Source organism: Pseudomonas sp. BAV 4579 (assembly GCF_009765395.1).
GTDB lineage: Bacteria > Pseudomonadota > Gammaproteobacteria > Pseudomonadales > Pseudomonadaceae > Chryseomonas > Chryseomonas aestiva.
The window spans coordinates 92,971-111,326 of record NZ_WHOV01000056.1; the positions used below are offsets into that span (position 1 = coordinate 92,971).

Below are 18,356 nucleotides of genomic sequence, written 5' to 3' on the forward strand. Positions count from 1 at the left end.
AAAACAACGCTTTGTCGGTTCGCCATCAGGGCCCGGAACTGCGCTGCGTCGGGCCTTTCATATAATGGTAGCCGGATCTGTATCGATTCAGCCACCGGCAGGTATTGAGAGCCGAGTCAGAGCTACTTCCTTCCTAGCTATCCCCGAGAGCGTCGAAATGACATCAACCGATTCCAACAAGCCCTTAACCGAAGCGACCGCGTTCATCAGCAAGTCCAAGTCTCGTGTTCGTGAAGGCCTGCCCTATCCCCTGGGCGCTACCTGGGACGGCTCCGGCGTGAACTTCGCCATCTTTTCCGCCAACGCCACCAAGGTAGAACTCTGTCTCTTCGACGACGAAGGCAAGGAAGAAATCGAGCGCATCGAACTGCCGGAATTCACCAACGAGATCTGGCACGGCTATCTACCCGACGCCCGCCCCGGTACCCTCTACGGCTACCGCGTGCATGGCCCGTACGAGCCGCAGAATGGCCACCGCTTCAACCACAACAAGCTGCTGATCGATCCCTACGCCAAGCAGATCGTCGGCGAGCTGGAGTGGAACGACGCCCTGTTCGGCTATACCATCGGCCACGCCGACGGCGACCTGTCTTTCGACGAGCGAGACAGCGCCCCCTTCATGCCGCGGTGCCGGGTCATCGACCCCGCCTTCACCTGGGGCAACACCACCCATCCGCGTGTCCCGCGTGACCGCACCGTGTTCTACGAGACCCATGTCCGCGGCTACACCATGCAGCACCCGGCAGTGCCCGAGAACGCCCGGGGTACCTTCTCCGGCCTGCAGGAAAGCGAAGTCATCGATTACATCAAGTCCTTCGGCGTGACCTCTGTCGAGCTGATGCCGATCCACTATTTCCTCGATGACAACCACCTGCTGGAAAAGGGCCTGAGAAACTTCTGGGGCTACAACACCCTGGCCTTCTTCGCCCCGCACTCGCGCTACATGGCCAGCCAGTCCATCGGTGAATTCAAGGTGATGGTCGCGCGCATGCACAATGCCGGCCTCGAGGTCATCCTCGACGTGGTCTACAACCACACCGCCGAAGGCAACGAGATGGGCCCGACCCTCTCGCTGAAGGGCATCGACAACGCCAACTACTACCGCCTGATGCCCGATGATGCGCGTTACTACATCAACGATACCGGAACCGGCAACACCCTGAACATGAGCCACCCCTGCGTGCTGCAGATGGTCACCGACTCGCTACGCTACTGGGCGACTGAGATGGGCGTGGACGGTTTCCGCTTCGACCTGGCCACCATCCTGGGCCGCGAGCCGGACGGCTTCGATGAAGGCGGCGGTTTCCTGCACGCCTGCCGTCAGGATCCGATCCTGGCCGAGACGAAGCTCATCGCCGAACCCTGGGACTGCGGCCCCGGCGGCTATCAGGTCGGCAACTTCCCGCCCGGCTGGATGGAATGGAACGACACCTTCCGCGACACCGCGCGGGCCTTCTGGAAGGGTGACGAAGACAAGATCGGCGATTTCGCGAAGATCCTGCTGGGCTCCGGCGACAAGTTCAACCGTCGTGGTCGCAAGCCCTACTCGTCCGTGAACTTCGTGACCGCCCACGATGGCTTCACCCTGGCCGATACCGTGTCGTACAACGACAAGCACAACGAGGCCAATGGCGAAGGCAACAACGACGGCCATTCCCACAACCTGTCGTGGAACTGCGGTGTCGAGGGTGAGACCGACGATCCGGAGATCATCGAACTGCGCTATCGGCAGATGCGCAACCTGCTGGCGACCCTCTTCCTTTCCCAGGGCACGCCCATGCTGCTGGCCGGGGACGAGTTCGCGCGTACCCAGGGCGGCAACAACAACGGCTACTGCCAGGACAGCGAGATCGGCTGGGTCAACTGGGAGATCAGCGAAAAGAGCGCCGAACTCCAGGAATACGTGCGCAACCTCATCGACCTGCGTCGCCGCTATCCGCTGCTGCGTCGTAGCCGCTTCTTCACCGGTGCCTACAACGAAGAACTGGGCGTCAAGGATGTCACCTGGCTACAGCCCGGTGGCACCGAGATGGGCGACGAGCAGTGGCAGGACGGCAGCAACAAGTGCATGGGCATCCTGCTCGATGGCCGTGCCCAGCCGACCGGCATTCGTCGCAAGGGCGCGGATACCTCGCTGCTGATTCTGGTCAATGCTCATTATGACGTGGTGGATTTCACCCTGCCGGAAGTCCCCATGGGCGAGCATTGGTCCCTGCAACTGGATACCAATCAGCCTGACCTGGATGCCGGCGACGTCTTCAATTTCGGAGACACCTATCAGGTCACCGGACGCTCGGTATTGCTGTTCGAGCTGACCCAGACCAAGCGGAGGAAGCGCCAGGCATGACGAACGCGCAACAGGGTTTTTCGTTCAAGGTCCTGACCATCAACACGCACAAGGGCTTCACGTCCTTCAACCGCAAGTTCATCTTGCCGGAATTGCGCGAGGCGGTGCGGACGGTGTCAGCGGACATTGTCTTCTTGCAGGAGGTATTGGGTACCCACGAAAAGCACCCGTTGCGCTTCGAGAACTGGCCGGCGGCGCCGCAGTACGAGTTCCTGGCCGATTCGATGTGGACCGACTTCGCCTATGGGCGCAATGCGGTCTACCCGGACGGCCATCACGGTAATGCGGTGCTGTCGAAGTTTCCCATCGTCAGTTACGACAACTTCGACATTTCCATCGCCGGTCCGGAAAAGCGCGGGATGCTGCATTGCGTCCTGCGTATCCCGGATCAGGCCGTGGATCTGCACGTCATCTGCGTGCATCTGGGCCTGCGCGAGAAACATCGCCAGATGCAGATGCAGCTGATCTGCGAACATATCAAATCCCTGCCCAGCGACGCCCCCGTTGTGGTGGCAGGGGACTTCAACGACTGGCGCCAGAAGGCCAATGACATCCTTGGCCAGGGCGCGGGCCTCGAAGAGGTGTTCATGAAGACCGCGGGGCGCCTGCCCAAGACCTTCCCGGCGAAGCGACCCCTGCTCTGCCTGGATCGCATCTACACGCGCAACGTCAGCGTAGGGCGCCCACAGGTGCTAGGCAATCAGCCGTGGTCGCACCTGTCCGACCATGCTCCCCTGGCTGCGGACTTCCACCTATGAATTTCGAATGGCGGGACGGAAACCGCATCGCCTTGCTGGAAAACGGCGAGGACTTCTTTCCACGGGTCTTCGAGGCGATCCGCGCGGCCGAGCGCGAGATCATCATCGAGACCTTCATCCTCTTCTACGACAAGGTCGGCAAGGCCTTGCAGGAAGAGCTGGTCGCGGCGGCCAAGCGTGGTGTCCAGGTGGACATCACCGTGGACGCCTACGGCTCGCCCGATCTGCCACGCGACTTCATCGATGAAATGGTGCATGCCGGCGTGCGGTTCCGCTATTACGATCCGCGCCCCCTGGTCATGGGCATGAGGACCAATCTCTTCCGTCGCCTGCATCGCAAGATCGTGGTGGTGGACGCCCGCCTGGGATTCATCGGCGGCATCAACTACTCCGCCGAGCACCTGGGCGACTTCGGACCCGAAGCCAAGCAGGACTACGCCGTCGAGGTCGAAGGCCCCATCGTCGATGACATCCACCGCTTCGCGCGCGACGCCATCAACTCCCCGGAAGAAACCCACCGCTGGTGGGGCAAGCGCTCGCAGAAGCCGGCCGACAATCGCAATCCCGGCAATGCCCAGGCGCTGCTGGTGTTCCGCGACAACGACGAGCATCGCGCCGACATCGAAAAGCACTACCTGGAGATGCTGCGCAACGCCAAGCGCGAGGTGGTGATCGCCAACGCCTACTTCTTCCCGGGCTATCGGCTGCTCAGGGAGATGCGCAATGCGGCGCAGCGGGGCGTCCGCGTGGTGCTGATCGTGCAAGGCGAACCGGACATGGCCATCGTCAAGGTCGGCGCCCAGATGCTCTACAACTACCTGGTCAAGGCCGGGGTGGAGATCTACGAATATTGCCTGCGGCCCCTGCACGGCAAGGTGGCGACCATGGACGAGCACTGGTCCACCGTGGGCTCGAGCAATCTCGACCCCCTGAGTCTCTCGCTCAACCTCGAATGCAACCTGATCTTCCATGACCACGCCTTTAACCGCGAATTGCGCGGTCGCCTGGAAACCCTGATCCAGAATCACTGCGAGCACGTCGACAGCAGCAAGGTACCCAAGCGCACCTACTGGCATCTGGCCAAGACGATGCTGGTCTTTCACTTCCTGCGCCACTTCCCCGCCTGGGTCGGCTGGCTGCCCGGTCATACCCCCAAGATCGAACTGGTGAGTCCGCCAGTGCAGCCCGAACTCGAAACCCAGGATCGGGTCGATTCCTCGATTTCAAGGTATCCCCAACGATGAGCAGCCACAGCGACGCCCTGGATCATACCAACGACGAGGACGACCAGCAGGCTGCCGACAAACCGCAGAATGGTCGCTGGGTGCTGGCGAAGAAGATCCTCACCTGGGTCTTTCTGATCGCGGTAGTGGTGCTGCTGGTGATCTATGCCCGCAAGGTGGACTGGGGCGAGGTCTGGAAGGTCTTCACCGGCTACAAATGGACCACGCTGGCCATGGCCGGCGGCCTGGTGGTGCTGTCGTACATCATGTATGGCTGCTATGACCTGATCGGACGTGCCTATTGCGGACACAAGCTGGTCAAGCGCCAGGTGTTCCTGGTCTCCTTCATCTGCTACGCCTTCACCCTGACCCTGAGCACCTGGGTCGGCGGCATCGGCATGAGATACCGTCTCTATTCTCGCCTGGGCCTTTCCAGCGGCACCATCACCCGCATCTTTTCCCTGAGCATCGCCACCAATTGGCTCGGCTATATCCTGCTGGCCGGCGGCATCTTCGTCAGTGGCGTGGTAGACATGCCGCCCAACTGGTTCGTCGGCGACACCACGCTGCGTCTGATCGGCTTCGGCCTGCTGGCTTTCATCGTCTTCTACCTGGGTGTCTGCGCCTTCGCCAAGCAGCGCGAATGGACGGTGCGCAAGCAACGCCTCGCCCTGCCCTCGCTACGCATGGCCTGCCTGCAGCTGCTGGTGTCCTCGATCAACTGGATGGCCATGGCGGCCATCGTCTACCTGTTCCTTGGCCGCCAGGTGGACTATCTGCATGTGCTGGGCGTGTTGCTGCTCTCCAGCATCGCCATGGTCATCGTGCATATCCCGGCTGGCGTCGGGGTACTGGAAACGGTGTTCATCGCTCTGCTGGCCAATGACGGCCTCTCCAACGGCAAGATCATCGCCGCCCTGCTCGGCTACCGGACGCTGTATTTCATCCTGCCGCTGCTGATCGCGGCCGTGCTCTACTTCGCCCTGGAAAGCCGGGCCAAGAAGCTCAAGGTCAGCAACGACCGGCGCGAAGAGCGCAAGCAGCAGGAAAAGCACGCGACCTGAAGCAGCCTCACCGGTTGTTGGGCTGGTGCATGGAGATCAGCCGGTAGAACAGGACCCGCCCGCCTTCGGTGGCGGGCCCCTCCCCATCGCGCAGGCGGGCACCGGCCTTGAAATACAGGTGATGGCTGCTCCAGGCGCTATCGAGCTGCAGACCCAGGTCACCGTTGCGCGACCCGGTGCCGTGGGCGCGGACGGTGAGCACGCCACTGCGGGCCAGCTTGATGTCATAGCTGAAACGGCTATTGAGGGGCAGGCGCTCCAGCAGGATGACATCCTTGGGGCTGTCGCTGGGACTCTCCCGCAATCGGGCGATGAGTCGGCCCTGCTCGACCTGTCCCTTGGCAGTGGCTACGCTTTCCACCTGATAGACCAGCTGCAACAGCGCCTGGGGGGCTGCCGGCACGGCGGTCTGGTCCTCAATCTGACTGATGATGACCTCGGGGCGTGAGGGCACCTGTTGCACCACGGCTTCGGCCTGCAGCAGGGCATCCCCTTCGCGATACTTCCACGCATAGGCACTGCCGTCCGGGCGCGTTTCGCGCAACTCGGTGGCAGGATAGGTGTTGAAGGGTTGCGGCGTGCCGGTTACCGGGACCCAGAACACCAGCGATCCCCCCTCACCACGCGCAAGATAGGGGCTGCGAAAGGCGCTGCTGTTGAGTTCGGCGGTCTGTACCTGGGCTACGGGCAGGGGTACGGGAACCTTCAGATTCCATTCGGCGAGATCGATCATGGTGCTCTCGGTTGCCAGATGCCTGACAAGCATCGCCCAGAATGGGGATGCCTGTCAGCGGAGCGCGCCCCTGATGGGGCGCTCCCGAATCAGCCCTGCGGCTTGAACACCAGCAGACCCAGCGGCGGCACTTGCAGATTCAGCGAGGCCGGCTGGCCGTGGGCGCCGATCTCCTCGGCCGTTACCCCGCCGCCGTTGCCCAGGTTGGAACCACCATAGCGCTCGGCATCGCTGTTGAAGATCTCCTGCCAATGACCCAGCGACGGCACGCCTACCCGGTAGTCGTAACGCGGTACCGGGGTGAAGTTGGCGACTACCAGCAGCGGTCGCTGCTGGGCGTCCTTGCGCAACCAGGCGAAGACGCTGTTGCCATTGTCGTCGCCGACCACCCAGTCGAAGCCCTCGGGCAGGTGATCGCGCTCGTGCAGTGCCGGTTCGTGACGATAGAGGTGGTTAAGATCGGCCAGCAGCTGCTGCACGCCTCGGTGGGTGCCGTGCTCCAGCAGGAACCAGTCCAGCTCGCGATCATGACTCCACTCGCGCCATTGGCCGAATTCGCAGCCCATGAACAGCAGCTTCTTGCCCGGATGGGTCCACATGAAGCTCAGGTAGGTGCGCAGATTGGCGAACTTCTGCCAGACGTCGCCCGGCATCTTCTCGATCATCGAGCCCTTGCCGTGCACCACCTCGTCGTGGGAAATGGGCAGCATGAAGCGCTCGGACCAGGCATACACCAGGCCGAAGGTCATCTGGTGGTGATGGTACTGGCGATAGACCGGGTCCTCTTCCACGTAGTGGAGGGTGTCGTTCATCCAGCCCATGTTCCACTTGAAGTCGAAACCCAGGCCGCCTTCGCTGACCGGCGCACTGACGCCCGGCCAGGAGGTGGATTCCTCGGCGATCACCAGGGCACCCGGCGCTTCCTCGTGGACCACCTCGTTGAGATGACGCAGGAAGGCGATAGTTTCCAGGTTCTCGCGACCACCATGGATGTTGGGGATCCACTCGCCGTGCTTGCGCGAGTAGTCGCGGTAGAGCATGGAGGCCACGGCATCCACGCGCAGACCGTCGATGTGGAAGTGCTTGAGCCAGTGCATGGCCGACGCCAGCATGAAGCCATGCACCTCATGACGCCCCAGGTTGTAGATGTAGGTGTTCCAATCCTGGTGGAAGCCCTCGTAGGGGTGCTCGTATTCGTACAGCGCGGTGCCATCGAAGCGGGCCAGGCCGTGTTCGTCGGTCGGGAAGTGCGCCGGTACCCAGTCGAGGATGACGCCGATGTCAGCCTGGTGGCAGGCGTCGACGAAGGCGGCGAAATCCGCCGGGGTGCCGAAGCGCGAGGTGGGCGCGAACTGGCCCAGGGGCTGGTAGCCCCAGGAGCCGCTGAAGGGATGCTCCATGATCGGCAACAGCTCGATATGGGTGAAGCCCATCTCGCGGACGTAGGGAATCAGACGCTCGGCCATTTCGCGCCAGTTGTACTGGCGCCCCTCGTCACCACCTTCGCGGCGCCAGGACCCGGCGTGCAGTTCGTAGACCGAGATGGGTGCTTCCACGCCTTGCAACTCACGACGGCGGGCCATCCAGTCCTGGTCGTGCCAGGTGAAGGGCTTGTTGTCGGCCACCACCGAGGCGGTGCGCGGCGGCAATTCCGCGGCCAGGGCGATGGGATCGGCCTTGAGCGGCAACACGCCGTGCTGGCCGAGAATCTCGTACTTGTAGGCCGTGCCGACCGGCAGGCGTGGCACGAAGAGCTCCCAGACGCCGCTGTTGGCGCGCAGGCGCATGGGCAGACGGCGCCCATCCCAGCTGTTGAAGTCGCCGACCACCGAGACGCGCCGGGCATTGGGTGCCCACACCGCGAAGCGCACGCCCTCCACGCCGTCGACCTGGCAGCGCTGGGCGCCAAAGGTCTCGCCGAGATTGCGATGGCGGCCTTCGTTGAACAGATAGAGATCGGTTTCTCCCAGCAGCAGCCCGAAGGAATAGGGATCCTCGGTTTCCTGCACCCCGCTGGGCCAGCGGATGACCAGCTTGTAGGGCGCGGTGTAGTCGAGCCGCGCGACGAACAGCCCGGGCACCCGCCCGGGTTGCATCTGGGCCAGCGACCGACCGCTGACGCGATCGACCAGCTCTGCGCCCAGGGCGCTGGGCAGGAAGGCGCGGACGATCAGGCCCTCGCCATCGGAATGGGGGCCGAGCACGGCGAAGGGATTGCCGTGCTCGCCACGGGCCAGGGACTCGGCCTCGGCAGCCGAGAGCCGGGCGTCGTCCAGCGGAGCGACAGGAACGCTGTTGTGATCGGTCATGCGCGGGCTCCGGACAAAAGGGTCTCGACGATGGCGGCAACGCCCCGTAGCGGGATGTTGATCCAGGTGGGTCGGTTGGCAGCCTCGTAGCCTATCTCATAGACCGCCTTTTCCAGGCTGTAGAGATCCAGTGCCGCCTGCTCGCCCCGCTCGCTCCACTGGTGGCCGATGTCGGCTGTCGCAGCGCGATAGCCTTCCAGGAAGGCCGCGTAGGAAGCATTGCGGTAGGTCTCGGCCGCCTTGGCACGCAGTTGCAGGTGCTCTTCCGAGGTATCCGCACCGGCGTTGCTCGACTGGGTGACCATGGCCGCCGCGTAGTCGAAGGAGCGCAGCACCCCGGCGACGTCCTTGTGCGGACCGTACTTGCCGCGACGTTCTTCCAGCGACCGCGCCGGCTCGCCTTCGAAGTCGATGAGGATGGCGTCGTCCTGAGCCACCAGCACCTGACCCAGGTGCAGATCGCCATGGACGCGGATGCGCAGCCCCCCCTCGACATCGGCCGCCAGGGCCTCGATGCGCTTGGCCAGGGCTTCGCGCTTGCCGACCAGGCCCTGCAACAGGGACTTGCCAGTGGCGTCGAGCTGATCGCCCAGACCTTGCAGGGTATCCAGGGCGTTGTCCACCTGGAGGCGAACGCGATGCGCCAGGGCCTTGGCCGCCTCGGCGTCCACCGTCTCGGGGGCGAAGGCCGCGTCCTCGGTGGGCTGCGCCAGCACGAGATGCATCTCGCCCAGACGCTTGCCCAGCACGCCGGCGAAGGCCGTCAGATCGCCCATGGCGGTGAATTCGTTCTCCACGTCGGAGATGCCGCCGCTGAGCAGGTCACGGGTGACGCGATCCAGACCGTCGAGGCTCCAGGTCCAGGCATCGCCCTGGTTGTGGATGTGCTGCTGCACCAGCATCAGCACATGCGGGGTGCCGTCCGCAGCGACGCGCTGGACCACGGCATGGGTCGCAGCGATGTTGGCGAACCCGGCCTGGGCCAGGTAGCGCCCCATCTCCACTTCCGGGTGGATACCCGGCGCCACCTTGCGGATCAGCTTGAGCATCAGGTGGTCGCCGACGATCAGCGAACTGTTGGACTGCTCGACGCCCAGGTGCTTGATCTCGATATCCGGCTCCAGCGCGAAGTCCTCGGCCTGGTCGTAGACCTCGAAACTCAGGTCCCCGGCGGGGGACGCCAGCCTGGCACCCTTGCGGAAGGCATCGAACACGCCGTGCACGAAGCTGGTCAGGGCGAAGGCGTCGGTCACCAGACCCACCCGCCGCACATGGCGGATGCGGGACAGCGCCAGCTGGGTCGCCAGCGGACTGCAATGCTGGTCCTCTTCGGCAAGGAAGCCCAGGGGCAAGGCGTAGCGCTCTTCGCCCTTGGCATTGGTTACCACCACCTCGCTGAACATCACCGGCAGCTTGGGCGTGTTGATCTGCACGGCATAGTCCAGCCGCACACCGGTGATGGTCTCATCCTTGGAACCGAACCAGCGACGCTTGGGCAGATAGACCGGCAGCACCTCTTCGAAGATGCGGCGCGGCTCGCCGTCCAGCAGCTCCTGCAGATTGCGCTTGATGACCACCGTCTGGTAGTCGGGCATGGGTGCCGGCGGCTCGGTGTGCCAGGCGGGCATCTGCTCGTTCCCAGCCAGGTAGAACCAGTAGAAGCCATAGGGCGGTAGGGTCAGCATGTAGGGCAGCTGGCCGATGGGCGGGAAGGCGCTGCCACCGATCATTTCCACCGGTACCTGACCGGCGAAGCTGGACAGGTCCAGTTCCACCGCCTGGGCGGCACGGGAGACGTTGGCCACGCAAAGGATGGTCTCGTGCTCGCCCTGGGCATTGGTGAAGTCGCGCAGGTAGGCCAGGATGCGTCTGTTGGTAGGCGACAGCATCTTCAGGGTGCCGCGACCAAAGGCCTTCTGCTGCTTGCGCACGGCCAGCATGCGCCGCGTCCAGTTGAGCAGCGAATGGGGATCGCGCGACTGGGCCTCGACGTTGATCGCCTGGTAGCCATAGAGCGGGTCCATGATCGAGGGCAGCACCAGGCTGGCCGGGTCGGCACGGGAGAAGCCGCCGTTGCGGTCGACCGACCACTGCATCGGGGTGCGCACGCCATCACGGTCGCCCAGGTGGATGTTGTCACCCATGCCGATTTCGTCGCCGTAATACATCGTCGGGGTACCGGGCATCGACAGCAGCAGGCTGTTGAGCAGCTCGATGCGCCGGCGATCGCGCTCCAGCAGGGGCGCCAGGCGGCGACGGATGCCGAGGTTGATGCGCGCCCGGCGGTCCGAGGCGTAGTAGTTCCAGAGGTAGTCCCGCTCGCGGTCGGTCACCATCTCCAGGGTCAGTTCATCGTGGTTGCGCAGGAAGATCGACCACTGACAGTTGGGCGGGATCTCCGGCGTCTGGCGCAGGATGTCGGTGATGGGGAAGCGGTCTTCCTGGGCGATGGCCATGTACATGCGCGGCATCAGCGGGAAGTGGAAGGCCATGTGGCATTCGTCGCCATCGCCGAAGTACAGCTGGGTGTCTTCCGGCCACTGGTTGGCCTCGGCCAGCAGCATGCGGTCGGGATAGTTGGCGTCGATCTCGGCGCGAATCTCCTTGAGCACCACGTGGGTCTCGGGAAGGTTCTCGTTGTTGGTACCGTCGCGCTCCACCAGATAGGGAATGGCGTCCAGGCGCAGGCCGTCGACACCCAGATCCAGCCAGTACCTCATGATCGAGATGACGGCCTTCATGACCTGCGGATTGTCGAAGTTGAGGTCTGGCTGATGGGAATAGAAGCGGTGCCAGAAGTACTGGCCGGCGACCGGGTCCCAGGTCCAGTTGGACTTCTCGGTGTCGAGGAAGATGATGCGGGTGCCATCGTACTTCTGGTCATCGTCCGACCAGACGTAGAAGTTGCGCGCCGCCGAGCCCTTCTTGGCGCGCCGGGCGCGCTGGAACCAGGGATGCTGGTCGGAGGTGTGGTTGATGACCAGCTCGGTGATCACCCGCAGGCCCCGGGCATGGGCCTCGGCGATGAAACGCTTGGCGTCGGCCATGGTGCCGTAGTCGGGGTGGATGCCACGGTATTCCGCGATGTCGTAGCCGTCGTCGCGCCGCGGCGAGGGATAGAACGGCAGCAGCCAGATGGTGTTGACGCCCAGGCTGGCGATGTAGTCCAGCTTGTCGATCAGGCCGGGGAAGTCGCCGATGCCATCGTTGTTAGAGTCGAAGAACGACTTCACGTGCACCTGGTAGATGATCGCATCCTTGTACCAGAGCGGGTCGTCGATGAAGGCGGCGGGTTTGCGGGAGCGAGCTTTATTGGGTTTTGCCATGTCGTCAGGTCCTTAACAGGGCGTCTGAAACGTATGCGTGCACCGGTCGTCCAGGCCGTCCGGCGATGATGACGGAAGGCGCCAGGCACTTGGGGAGCTGTCCCCGAGCCGCCTGACGCGCTCCGTCCGAGGTATCGCTAGTGGCCCGCCTGGATGCGCCAGATGCCGAAGGGCATCGACGGCTCCAGCCGTGTCCATTGAGTCTTGCCGTGCCAGGCCCAGCGGTGCCCGGTCATCAGGTCTTCGCCGTAGGTGGTGGCGTGATCGTCGAGGCCCAGCTCCCACAGCGGCAATTCGAAGTGGCCCTCCTGGGCATTGAAGGGATCCAGGTTAATCGCCACCAGGATGAAGTTGCCCAGATCATCGGTGCGCTTGCCGAAGTAGAGGATCTGATCGTTCCAGCAGGTATAGACCTTGAGCCCCAGATGGGTTTGCAGCGCGGGATTCTGCCGGCGGATACGGTTGAGCTGGGCGATCTCGCCCATGATGTTGCCCGGCGCATAGAAGTCGCGCGGCCGCAGCTCGTACTTCTCCGAATCCAGGTATTCCTCCTTGCCCGGCGTGAGCGGCGCGCCCTCGCAGAGTTCGAAGCCGGCGTACATGCCCCAGAGGCCGGAGCCCATGGTGGCCAGCGCCGCACGGATCAGGAAGCCGGGGCGGCCGCTGGTCTGCAGGAAGGCCGGGTTGATGTCCGGCGTATTGACGAAGAAATTCGGCCGGTAGCAGTCGCGCAGAGGGGCTTCGTTGAGTTCGGTGAGATACTCGGTCAGTTCGGCCTTGGTGTTACGCCAGGTGAAGTAGGTATAGCTCTGGCTGTAACCCACCTTGCCCAGGCGCGCCATCATGGCCGGCTTGGTGAAGGCTTCGGCGAGGAACATGACATCGGCATCGCGTCCACGGATGTCGGCGATCAGCCATTCCCAGAAGGGCAGCGGCTTGGTGTGGGGGTTGTCGACGCGGAAGATCTTCACGCCCTGCTCCACCCAGTGCCAGACCACGTCGCGCAGCGCCAGCCACAGATCCGGCACGGCGTCCTGGGCGTAGAAGTCGACATTGACGATGTCCTGGTACTTCTTCGGCGGATTCTCCGCATAGCGCATCGAGCCGTCCGGGCGCCAGGAGAACCAGCCCGGATGCTCCTTGAGCCACGGATGGTCGGGCGAGCACTGGATGGCAAAGTCCAGCGCGATCTCCAGGCCGTGATCGGCGGCTGCCGCCACCAGGGCACGGAAGTCGTCCAGGGTACCCAGCTCGGGATGCACGGCATCGTGGCCGCCGTCCGGGCTGCCGATGGCATAGGGGCTGCCCGGCTGATCGGCGCCGGCACCCAGGGTGTTGTTCTTGCCCTTGCGATGGGCCAAACCGATCGGATGGATCGGCGGGAAGTACAGTACATCGAAGCCCATGTCGCGCACGCGCGGCAATTCGCCGATCACGTTGCGGAAGGTGCCATGGCGATGGGGATCATCGGTGATGGAACGGGGAAAGAGTTCGTACCAGCTGGCGAATTCGGCGCGCAGGCGCTCGATGTCCAACGGATATTCGATGCTGTGGGTCAGGTGGGCATAGGCGTCCACCGGGGTCATGGCCTGGTTCGCCTCGCTTGCCAGCAGCACGGCGACCTTGTCACCTTCGCCACCGGCCTGGTCCAGGCGCTGCAGCAGCGCCTCCAGCGGGCTACGCTGCTCGTCTTCGGCACGGGACAGCGCCTGCTCGACATGGAGGCGACCCTCCTGCAATTCCAGGTTCAGCCCGACACCCGCGGCGTACTTCATCTCGATCTCGTAGCGGTAGGTGCCCCAGACATCCCACCAGGCCTGCACCACGAATTCATAGCGGCCCACGGCTGGCGGCGTGAAGCGACCACGCCAGAGGTCATTGGTCTCGAGCGTCAGCGGGGCCTGTTGCCAGTTCTCTTCGCCTTCCTGACGCCAGAGCACGCTGGCGGCCAGCTTGTCGTGGCCATCGGCAAAGATCTTGGCGGTCACTTCGACCACCCGCCCGGCGATGCCCTTGGCGGGAAACTGGCCATTGTCCACGGCCGGCGTGACCGCCTCTATGGCGATGCGCGGGGTCTGGGCAGCGGTAGCGGGATCGAGGGAAAGGGTGGAAAAAGAACCGGGGAGATCGGTGTTCGACATCGAGCCTGACTCCATCTTGGGACGCGTGAAAGGCCGCAACGCGCCGGCGCTGCGACCTTGGTCATGAACCCGCTACTGCTTGGCTTACCGCCAAAGAGGCCCGGCTGGCCGAACCCCTTAAGGGAGTCGGCAACCCGCAGCGGCGTCCATGAGGACGCCACTCCAGACAGCCGCGGCTCTACTGCAATCGGAAGTACTCACGCGGGTGTGTCTGAAAGAGTCTGAGCCCCGACGGCGCGCAAAAGTTCAGCCAAATCTCAATGACCGGCAGGCACGGAAAATCAGGAAAAATCCTTTAATATCATCTGCTTAAATCAGATGTATAAAGCGATATCTAACCTAACGACGAATGCCTTGGTGTCAGTCGAATAGCAGCGCAGCACACGTAGGGATGGCAATCGTACCAGGGCCGCTATTCGAGAAATAACTTAAACAAACACTCGCAAACCCCTGATCTCAATGGAAAGGCGTATAGGGCAGATCGCGCTTGTGGGCGCTACGCCGGTAGGTATTGAGAATGATCTCTAGGGTAGCCGGGCTTACCGCCTTGCCTTCCAGGAAATCGTCGATCTCGGCATAGGTAATGCCGAAGGCATCTTCATCGGCCTTGCCAGGCGACAGGGATTCCAGATCGGCGGTCGGCACCTTGTGCACCAACTCGTTCGGTGCGCCTAGCCACTCGGCCACCGCCCTTACCCGCCGCTTGTTGAGTCCGTGCAGTGGCGTCAAATCACAGGCGCCATCGCCGAACTTGGTATAGAAGCCCATCAGCGCTTCCGCCGCATGGTCGGTGCCTATCACCAGTCCTCGGCGTGCGCCGGCTACGGCGTACTGGGCGATCATGCGCTGGCGCGCCTTGACGTTGCCCAGGGTGAAGTCCTCATGGAGCTCGTCATCGAAGGCCACCCGGGCTTCGCGCACCGAGGCGAGCATGGCGTCGCTGGCGGGCTTGATATTGACGGTATGGATCTCGTCGGGCTGGATGAATTGCAGGGCACGCTGGGCATCCGCCTCATCGCGCTGCACGCCATAGGGCAGCCGCATGGCGATGAATCTCAGGCGGGCATTACCACTTTCCTCGCGCGCCCGCTCCACCGCCAGTTGGGCCAGTCGGCCAGCGGTGGAGGAATCCACGCCGCCACTGATGCCCAGCACATAGCTCTCCTGGCGGCTGCCGAGCAGATAGTCCTTGAGGAACCGGATACGACGCTCCGCTTCCGCGGCCGGATCGAACTGTTCGGGGACCTGCAGGGCCTGGATGATGTCGCGCTGAAGGGCTTCGGTCATCGGGCGTTCTCCTCTGATTCGCGTTCGAGACGTTGATGATAGGGCACCACGGCGCCGAGGCTGTGACGGGCCGCCGCCAGTTGCACGGCCTCGCGATCGCCGGGGAAGTACCGGGTTTCGGAATAGAGCACGATGTCATCGCCCACCCGGTAGCCCCAGGCGAAGCAGACGGTGCCCTGGGGAATGCCGTCCGCTCCGCCCGGCCCGGCCAGCCCGGTATTGGCGATGGCCACCTGAGCCGGACTGTCACGCAGGGCGCCAGCGGCCATCTCCCGCGCCACTTCCTCGCTGGTGAGGTTGTGACGCTCGATGGTCTCCGGCCTGACGCCCAGCAGGCGTTGCTTGGCTTCGGGGGAATAGACGACGTAACCCGATTCGATGCAGCCACCACTGCCGGGTATCTCCGACAGCAGCCCGACCACCTTGCCGGCCGTGCAGGATTCGGCCGTGGTGAGTTGCAGTTCGCGGGTCTTGAGATAGTCCAGCATGGACTCGATGGTGTTCATGAGTACGTGTCCCCAACAACCTTGCTCTTCCGTTGGAAGAGCGGCGAATTGGGGAAGTTCTGGGGTCACCTGCCCGGTATTTTCCAGGTCGGCGGGCGTATCGATATCGTGGTGGATACCGGCGTCCGCGACCTCCCGCTCTAGCACCGAACCCTCGCGCAGGAGCCGTTTCGCTCCCTCGTCTCCCTCGAGTTCGCCCAGCGCAGCGGCAAAATTCCGACCAAAGAGCACGGGATGACCACGCCTGCCCTGGCAGGTCGGGATGACGATACGCGCGGGATGCTGCAGGTCCAGCAACTGTCGGGCCGTCCCAGGCTGCACGAAGGGCATATCGCCCAGGGTTACCAGCCAACCGGACGCATCGGACGTCGCGCGTATGGCGGCGGCCAGGCTGTCGCCCATGCCGGTGGTGGGCAGACTGAGCACTGCCAGGCCTTCCTGCTGCGCCAGCTCGGCGCGCCAGGGAGCGCTATCCGAGACCACGGCCAGGCACGGCAGAGCCAGGCCCCGCCACAGTCGAAAGGTCGCCTGCAACACGGTCAGCTCGGCCGGTCCGGGCAAGGTGGCCTGCAGCTTGTCGCCGCCGCCCGCGGCGCGGAAGCGACTCCCGGCACCCGCCGCGAGAATCAGCACCTGAACCCCGGCCATCCCTAGGCGACCTGCTCCACCGCCACCAGGGCGCGCTTCTTCTGGGTGAGGGCGATGCCGTTCTTCACGGCCACCACCTCCGCCAGCAGCGACAGGGCGATTTCCGGCGGGGTGTGGCTGCCGATATGCAGGCCGATGGGGCCATGCAGGCGATTGATCGCCGCGACCGGCAGGTCCAGCTGCAGCAGCCGCTCCCGCCGCCGATCATTGTTGCGCAGTGAGCCCAGGGCGCCGACGTAGAAGGCGTCGGACTGCAGCGCCGTCAGCAGGGCCAGGTCATCCAGACGCGGATCGTGGGTCAGGGCCACCACCGCGGTGCGTTCGTCCGGGCGGATCGACAGCACGGCATCGTCCGGCATGCCGGAGATGAAACGCGCCTGGCGCGTCTCCCAGCCCTGGCGGAATTCCTCGCGGGGATCGCAGACCAGCACCTCGAAATCGAGCATGGCCGCCATGTCGGCGACATAGAGCGACAGCTGACCGGCGCCGATCAGCAGCAGACGCCAGCGCGGACCATGGACCAGGCGCAGCCGCTGCTCGTCCAGGGTGACCGGGGTATCGTGGGTGGTGCTGGAAATCCGCACCTCGCCGGTCGCCAGGTCCAGCTCACGCAAGGCCAGTTCGTGGCCGTCGCAGTGTTGCAGCAACTGCTCGACCCAGCGCCAGTCACCGACCTGCTCCTGGACCAGACGCAGGGTGCCGCCACAGGGCAGCCCGAAACGCGCGGCTTCGTCGCCCGAGACGCCGTAGGTGATGATCTCCGGGCGCTTCCCGGCGAACTGGCCGCCATGCAGTCGGGCGATCAGATCGTCCTCGATGCAGCCACCGGACACGGAGCCACAGACCTGGCCGTCGTCGCGCAGGGCCAGCATGGCGCCCGGCGGCCGGGGCGAACTGCCCCAGGTCTGGACCACGGTGAACAGGCTGACGCCCTGGCCCTCCCGTCGCCAGGCCAGGGTCTTGCGCAAAACTTCTTGATCGACACTGTCCACACCCTGCTCCTCTCTACCCTGCACCTGCGACGGCAAAAGCCTCGTTCCGGGGGTAGAACCCAACAGCGGAGCGGGGTTCCCCAGGGCGGAACCCGCTGGATCGCCGGCCTATCCATAGGGGACACCCAAGAGGAGAACGTCCATGCCCCGCTCGATCTGGAAAGGCGCCGTCAGCTTCGGCCTTGTGCACATCCCCGTTTCGGTCGTCTCGGCGACCCGGCAATCGGGCATCGACTTCGACTGGCTGGACGAACGCAGCCTCGATCCGGTGGGCTACAAGCGGATCAACAAGACCACCGGCAAGGAGGTGCCCAGCGAACACATCGTCAAGGGCGTTGAACATGGCAAGGGCAAGTACGTGGTGCTCAGCGAGGATGAGATCCACAACGCGTTGCCCGAGGCCACTCGCACCATCGACATCCTCGCCTTCGTCGAGGCGCGGGAGATCTCCATCCTGCACTTCGAGAAGCCCTACTACCTGGCGCCGGACAAGAACGGCGAAAAGGTCTATGCCCTGCTCCGCGACACCCTGAGCGCCGCCGGCAAGCTGGGCGTGGCCAATCTGGTGATGCACTCCAAGCAGCACCTGGCGGTGATCATGCCGCTGGGCGATGCCCTGGTGCTCAACACCCTGCGCTGGGCCGACGAGGTCCGTTCCGCGGAAGACGTCGGACTCGAAGGACTGGACGCCAAGGTCACCAAGAAGGAAGTGGACATGGCCCAGCGGCTGGTGGACGAGATGACCGAGCAATGGGATCCGCAGCAGTACCACGACACCTTCAAGGACAACGTCATGGCCCTGGTGGAACGCAAGCTCAAGGACGGCAAGCTGGAAGCCTTCACCGAGGAGCCGGAAACCGAAGACAGCGGCGCCGACGTCATCGACCTCACCGAATTGCTGCGTCGCAGCCTAGGCGGCAAGCAGGACAAGCCCAAGAAAGCGCCCAAGTCCAAAGGCGCCGGTCGCTCGACCAGCCGCCGTAGCCCTGCCGCCAGCCGCACCCGCAAGGCCAAGTGAGGAG

Annotated in this window: 12 protein-coding genes and 1 pseudogene; 5 read left to right on the forward strand and 8 right to left on the reverse strand. The window is 64.0% G+C overall.

Features of this window, described 5'->3' with window-relative positions:
- Positions 1–157: 157 nt before the first annotated feature.
- Genes glgX through GSQ95_RS13110 form a run of 4 tightly spaced genes read left to right on the forward strand, consistent with a single transcriptional unit; the run spans position 158 to position 5,392 of the window.
- Positions 158–2,347 carry a glycogen debranching protein GlgX gene (glgX, locus tag GSQ95_RS13095; RefSeq protein WP_256664574.1) on the forward strand — a complete coding sequence of 730 codons (2,190 nt, stop codon included), beginning with the start codon at positions 158–160 and terminating at the stop codon, positions 2,345–2,347.
- Complete coding sequence (locus tag GSQ95_RS13100; protein WP_158893170.1) at positions 2,344–3,105, forward strand: endonuclease/exonuclease/phosphatase family protein; 762 nt, start codon at positions 2,344–2,346, stop codon at positions 3,103–3,105. The genes glgX and GSQ95_RS13100 overlap by 4 nt, the downstream gene beginning before the upstream one ends.
- Positions 3,102–4,349 (forward strand): cardiolipin synthase ClsB, encoded by a 1,248-nt coding sequence (gene clsB, locus GSQ95_RS13105; RefSeq protein ID WP_158893168.1) that lies wholly within the window; start codon positions 3,102–3,104, stop codon positions 4,347–4,349. The genes GSQ95_RS13100 and clsB overlap by 4 nt, the downstream gene beginning before the upstream one ends.
- Positions 4,346–5,392, forward strand: coding sequence for a YbhN family protein (locus tag GSQ95_RS13110; protein WP_158893166.1), 1,047 nt, complete (start codon positions 4,346–4,348; stop codon positions 5,390–5,392). Before clsB ends, GSQ95_RS13110 begins: the two co-directional genes overlap by 4 nt.
- A 7-nt stretch (positions 5,393–5,399) precedes the next feature.
- Here the strand turns inward: GSQ95_RS13110 and GSQ95_RS13115 are convergent, their stop codons facing one another.
- The 8 genes and pseudogenes from GSQ95_RS13115 to GSQ95_RS13145 all read right to left on the reverse strand — a co-directional run bounded on the left by GSQ95_RS13115 (position 5,400) and on the right by GSQ95_RS13145 (position 17,334).
- Positions 5,400–6,125, reverse strand: coding sequence for a polysaccharide lyase family 7 protein (locus GSQ95_RS13115; RefSeq protein WP_158893164.1), 726 nt, complete (start codon positions 6,123–6,125; stop codon positions 5,400–5,402).
- A gap of 89 nt (positions 6,126–6,214) precedes the next feature.
- Positions 6,215–8,434, reverse strand: coding sequence for a 1,4-alpha-glucan branching protein GlgB (gene glgB, locus GSQ95_RS13120; protein WP_158893162.1), 2,220 nt, complete (start codon positions 8,432–8,434; stop codon positions 6,215–6,217).
- The gene (gene treS / locus GSQ95_RS13125) at positions 8,431–11,760 is read right to left on the reverse strand and encodes a maltose alpha-D-glucosyltransferase (RefSeq protein WP_158893160.1); all 3,330 of its coding nucleotides are present in this window, start codon (positions 11,758–11,760) and stop codon (positions 8,431–8,433) included. The genes glgB and treS overlap by 4 nt, the downstream gene beginning before the upstream one ends.
- Positions 11,761–11,897: 137 nt before the next feature.
- Positions 11,898–13,901, reverse strand: coding sequence for an alpha-1,4-glucan--maltose-1-phosphate maltosyltransferase (locus GSQ95_RS13130; RefSeq protein WP_158893158.1), 2,004 nt, complete (start codon positions 13,899–13,901; stop codon positions 11,898–11,900).
- A 456-nt stretch (positions 13,902–14,357) separates the two neighbouring features.
- Entirely contained in the window at positions 14,358–15,188 is an 831-nt protein-coding gene (nadE, locus tag GSQ95_RS13135) for an ammonia-dependent NAD(+) synthetase (RefSeq protein WP_158893156.1), read from the reverse strand.
- Positions 15,185–15,694, reverse strand: a complete 510-nt coding sequence (locus tag GSQ95_RS26505; protein ID WP_256664579.1) for a CinA family protein — start codon at positions 15,692–15,694, stop codon at positions 15,185–15,187. Before GSQ95_RS26505 ends, nadE begins: the two co-directional genes overlap by 4 nt.
- A 165-nt stretch (positions 15,695–15,859) precedes the next feature.
- Positions 15,860–16,342: pseudogene (locus GSQ95_RS26510) on the reverse strand (NTP transferase domain-containing protein); the annotation flags it as partial.
- Positions 16,343–16,344: 2 nt separating this feature from the next.
- On the reverse strand, positions 16,345–17,334 hold the full coding sequence (locus GSQ95_RS13145) for an XdhC family protein (RefSeq protein WP_158893152.1): 990 nt from the start codon (positions 17,332–17,334) through the stop codon (positions 16,345–16,347).
- A 142-nt stretch (positions 17,335–17,476) separates the two neighbouring features.
- On the opposite strand from GSQ95_RS13145, the gene GSQ95_RS13150 reads away from it, so the two are divergent.
- A complete protein-coding gene (locus tag GSQ95_RS13150) occupies positions 17,477–18,352 on the forward strand; it encodes a Ku protein (RefSeq protein WP_158893150.1) in 876 nt (291 codons plus the stop codon).
- The last annotated feature ends 4 nt before the right edge of the window (positions 18,353–18,356 follow it).

What these genes read in the sequence shown, in the direction of transcription:
- nadE (WP_158893156.1), bottom strand. Translation starts at nt 15,188, where the DNA reads ATGACCGAAGCCCTTCAGCGCGACATCATCCAGGCCCTGCAGGTCCCC.
- GSQ95_RS13110 (WP_158893166.1), top strand. Translation starts at nt 4,346, where the DNA reads ATGAGCAGCCACAGCGACGCCCTGGATCATACCAACGACGAGGACGAC.
- GSQ95_RS26505 (WP_256664579.1), bottom strand. Translation starts at nt 15,694, where the DNA reads ATGAACACCATCGAGTCCATGCTGGACTATCTCAAGACCCGCGAACTG.
- glgB (WP_158893162.1), bottom strand. Translation starts at nt 8,434, where the DNA reads ATGACCGATCACAACAGCGTTCCTGTCGCTCCGCTGGACGACGCCCGG.
- GSQ95_RS13150 (WP_158893150.1), top strand. Translation starts at nt 17,477, where the DNA reads ATGCCCCGCTCGATCTGGAAAGGCGCCGTCAGCTTCGGCCTTGTGCAC.
- GSQ95_RS13100 (WP_158893170.1), top strand. Translation starts at nt 2,344, where the DNA reads ATGACGAACGCGCAACAGGGTTTTTCGTTCAAGGTCCTGACCATCAAC.
- GSQ95_RS13130 (WP_158893158.1), bottom strand. Translation starts at nt 13,901, where the DNA reads ATGTCGAACACCGATCTCCCCGGTTCTTTTTCCACCCTTTCCCTCGAT.
- glgX (WP_256664574.1), top strand. Translation starts at nt 158, where the DNA reads ATGACATCAACCGATTCCAACAAGCCCTTAACCGAAGCGACCGCGTTC.
- clsB (WP_158893168.1), top strand. Translation starts at nt 3,102, where the DNA reads ATGAATTTCGAATGGCGGGACGGAAACCGCATCGCCTTGCTGGAAAAC.
- treS (WP_158893160.1), bottom strand. Translation starts at nt 11,760, where the DNA reads ATGGCAAAACCCAATAAAGCTCGCTCCCGCAAACCCGCCGCCTTCATC.
- GSQ95_RS13115 (WP_158893164.1), bottom strand. Translation starts at nt 6,125, where the DNA reads ATGATCGATCTCGCCGAATGGAATCTGAAGGTTCCCGTACCCCTGCCC.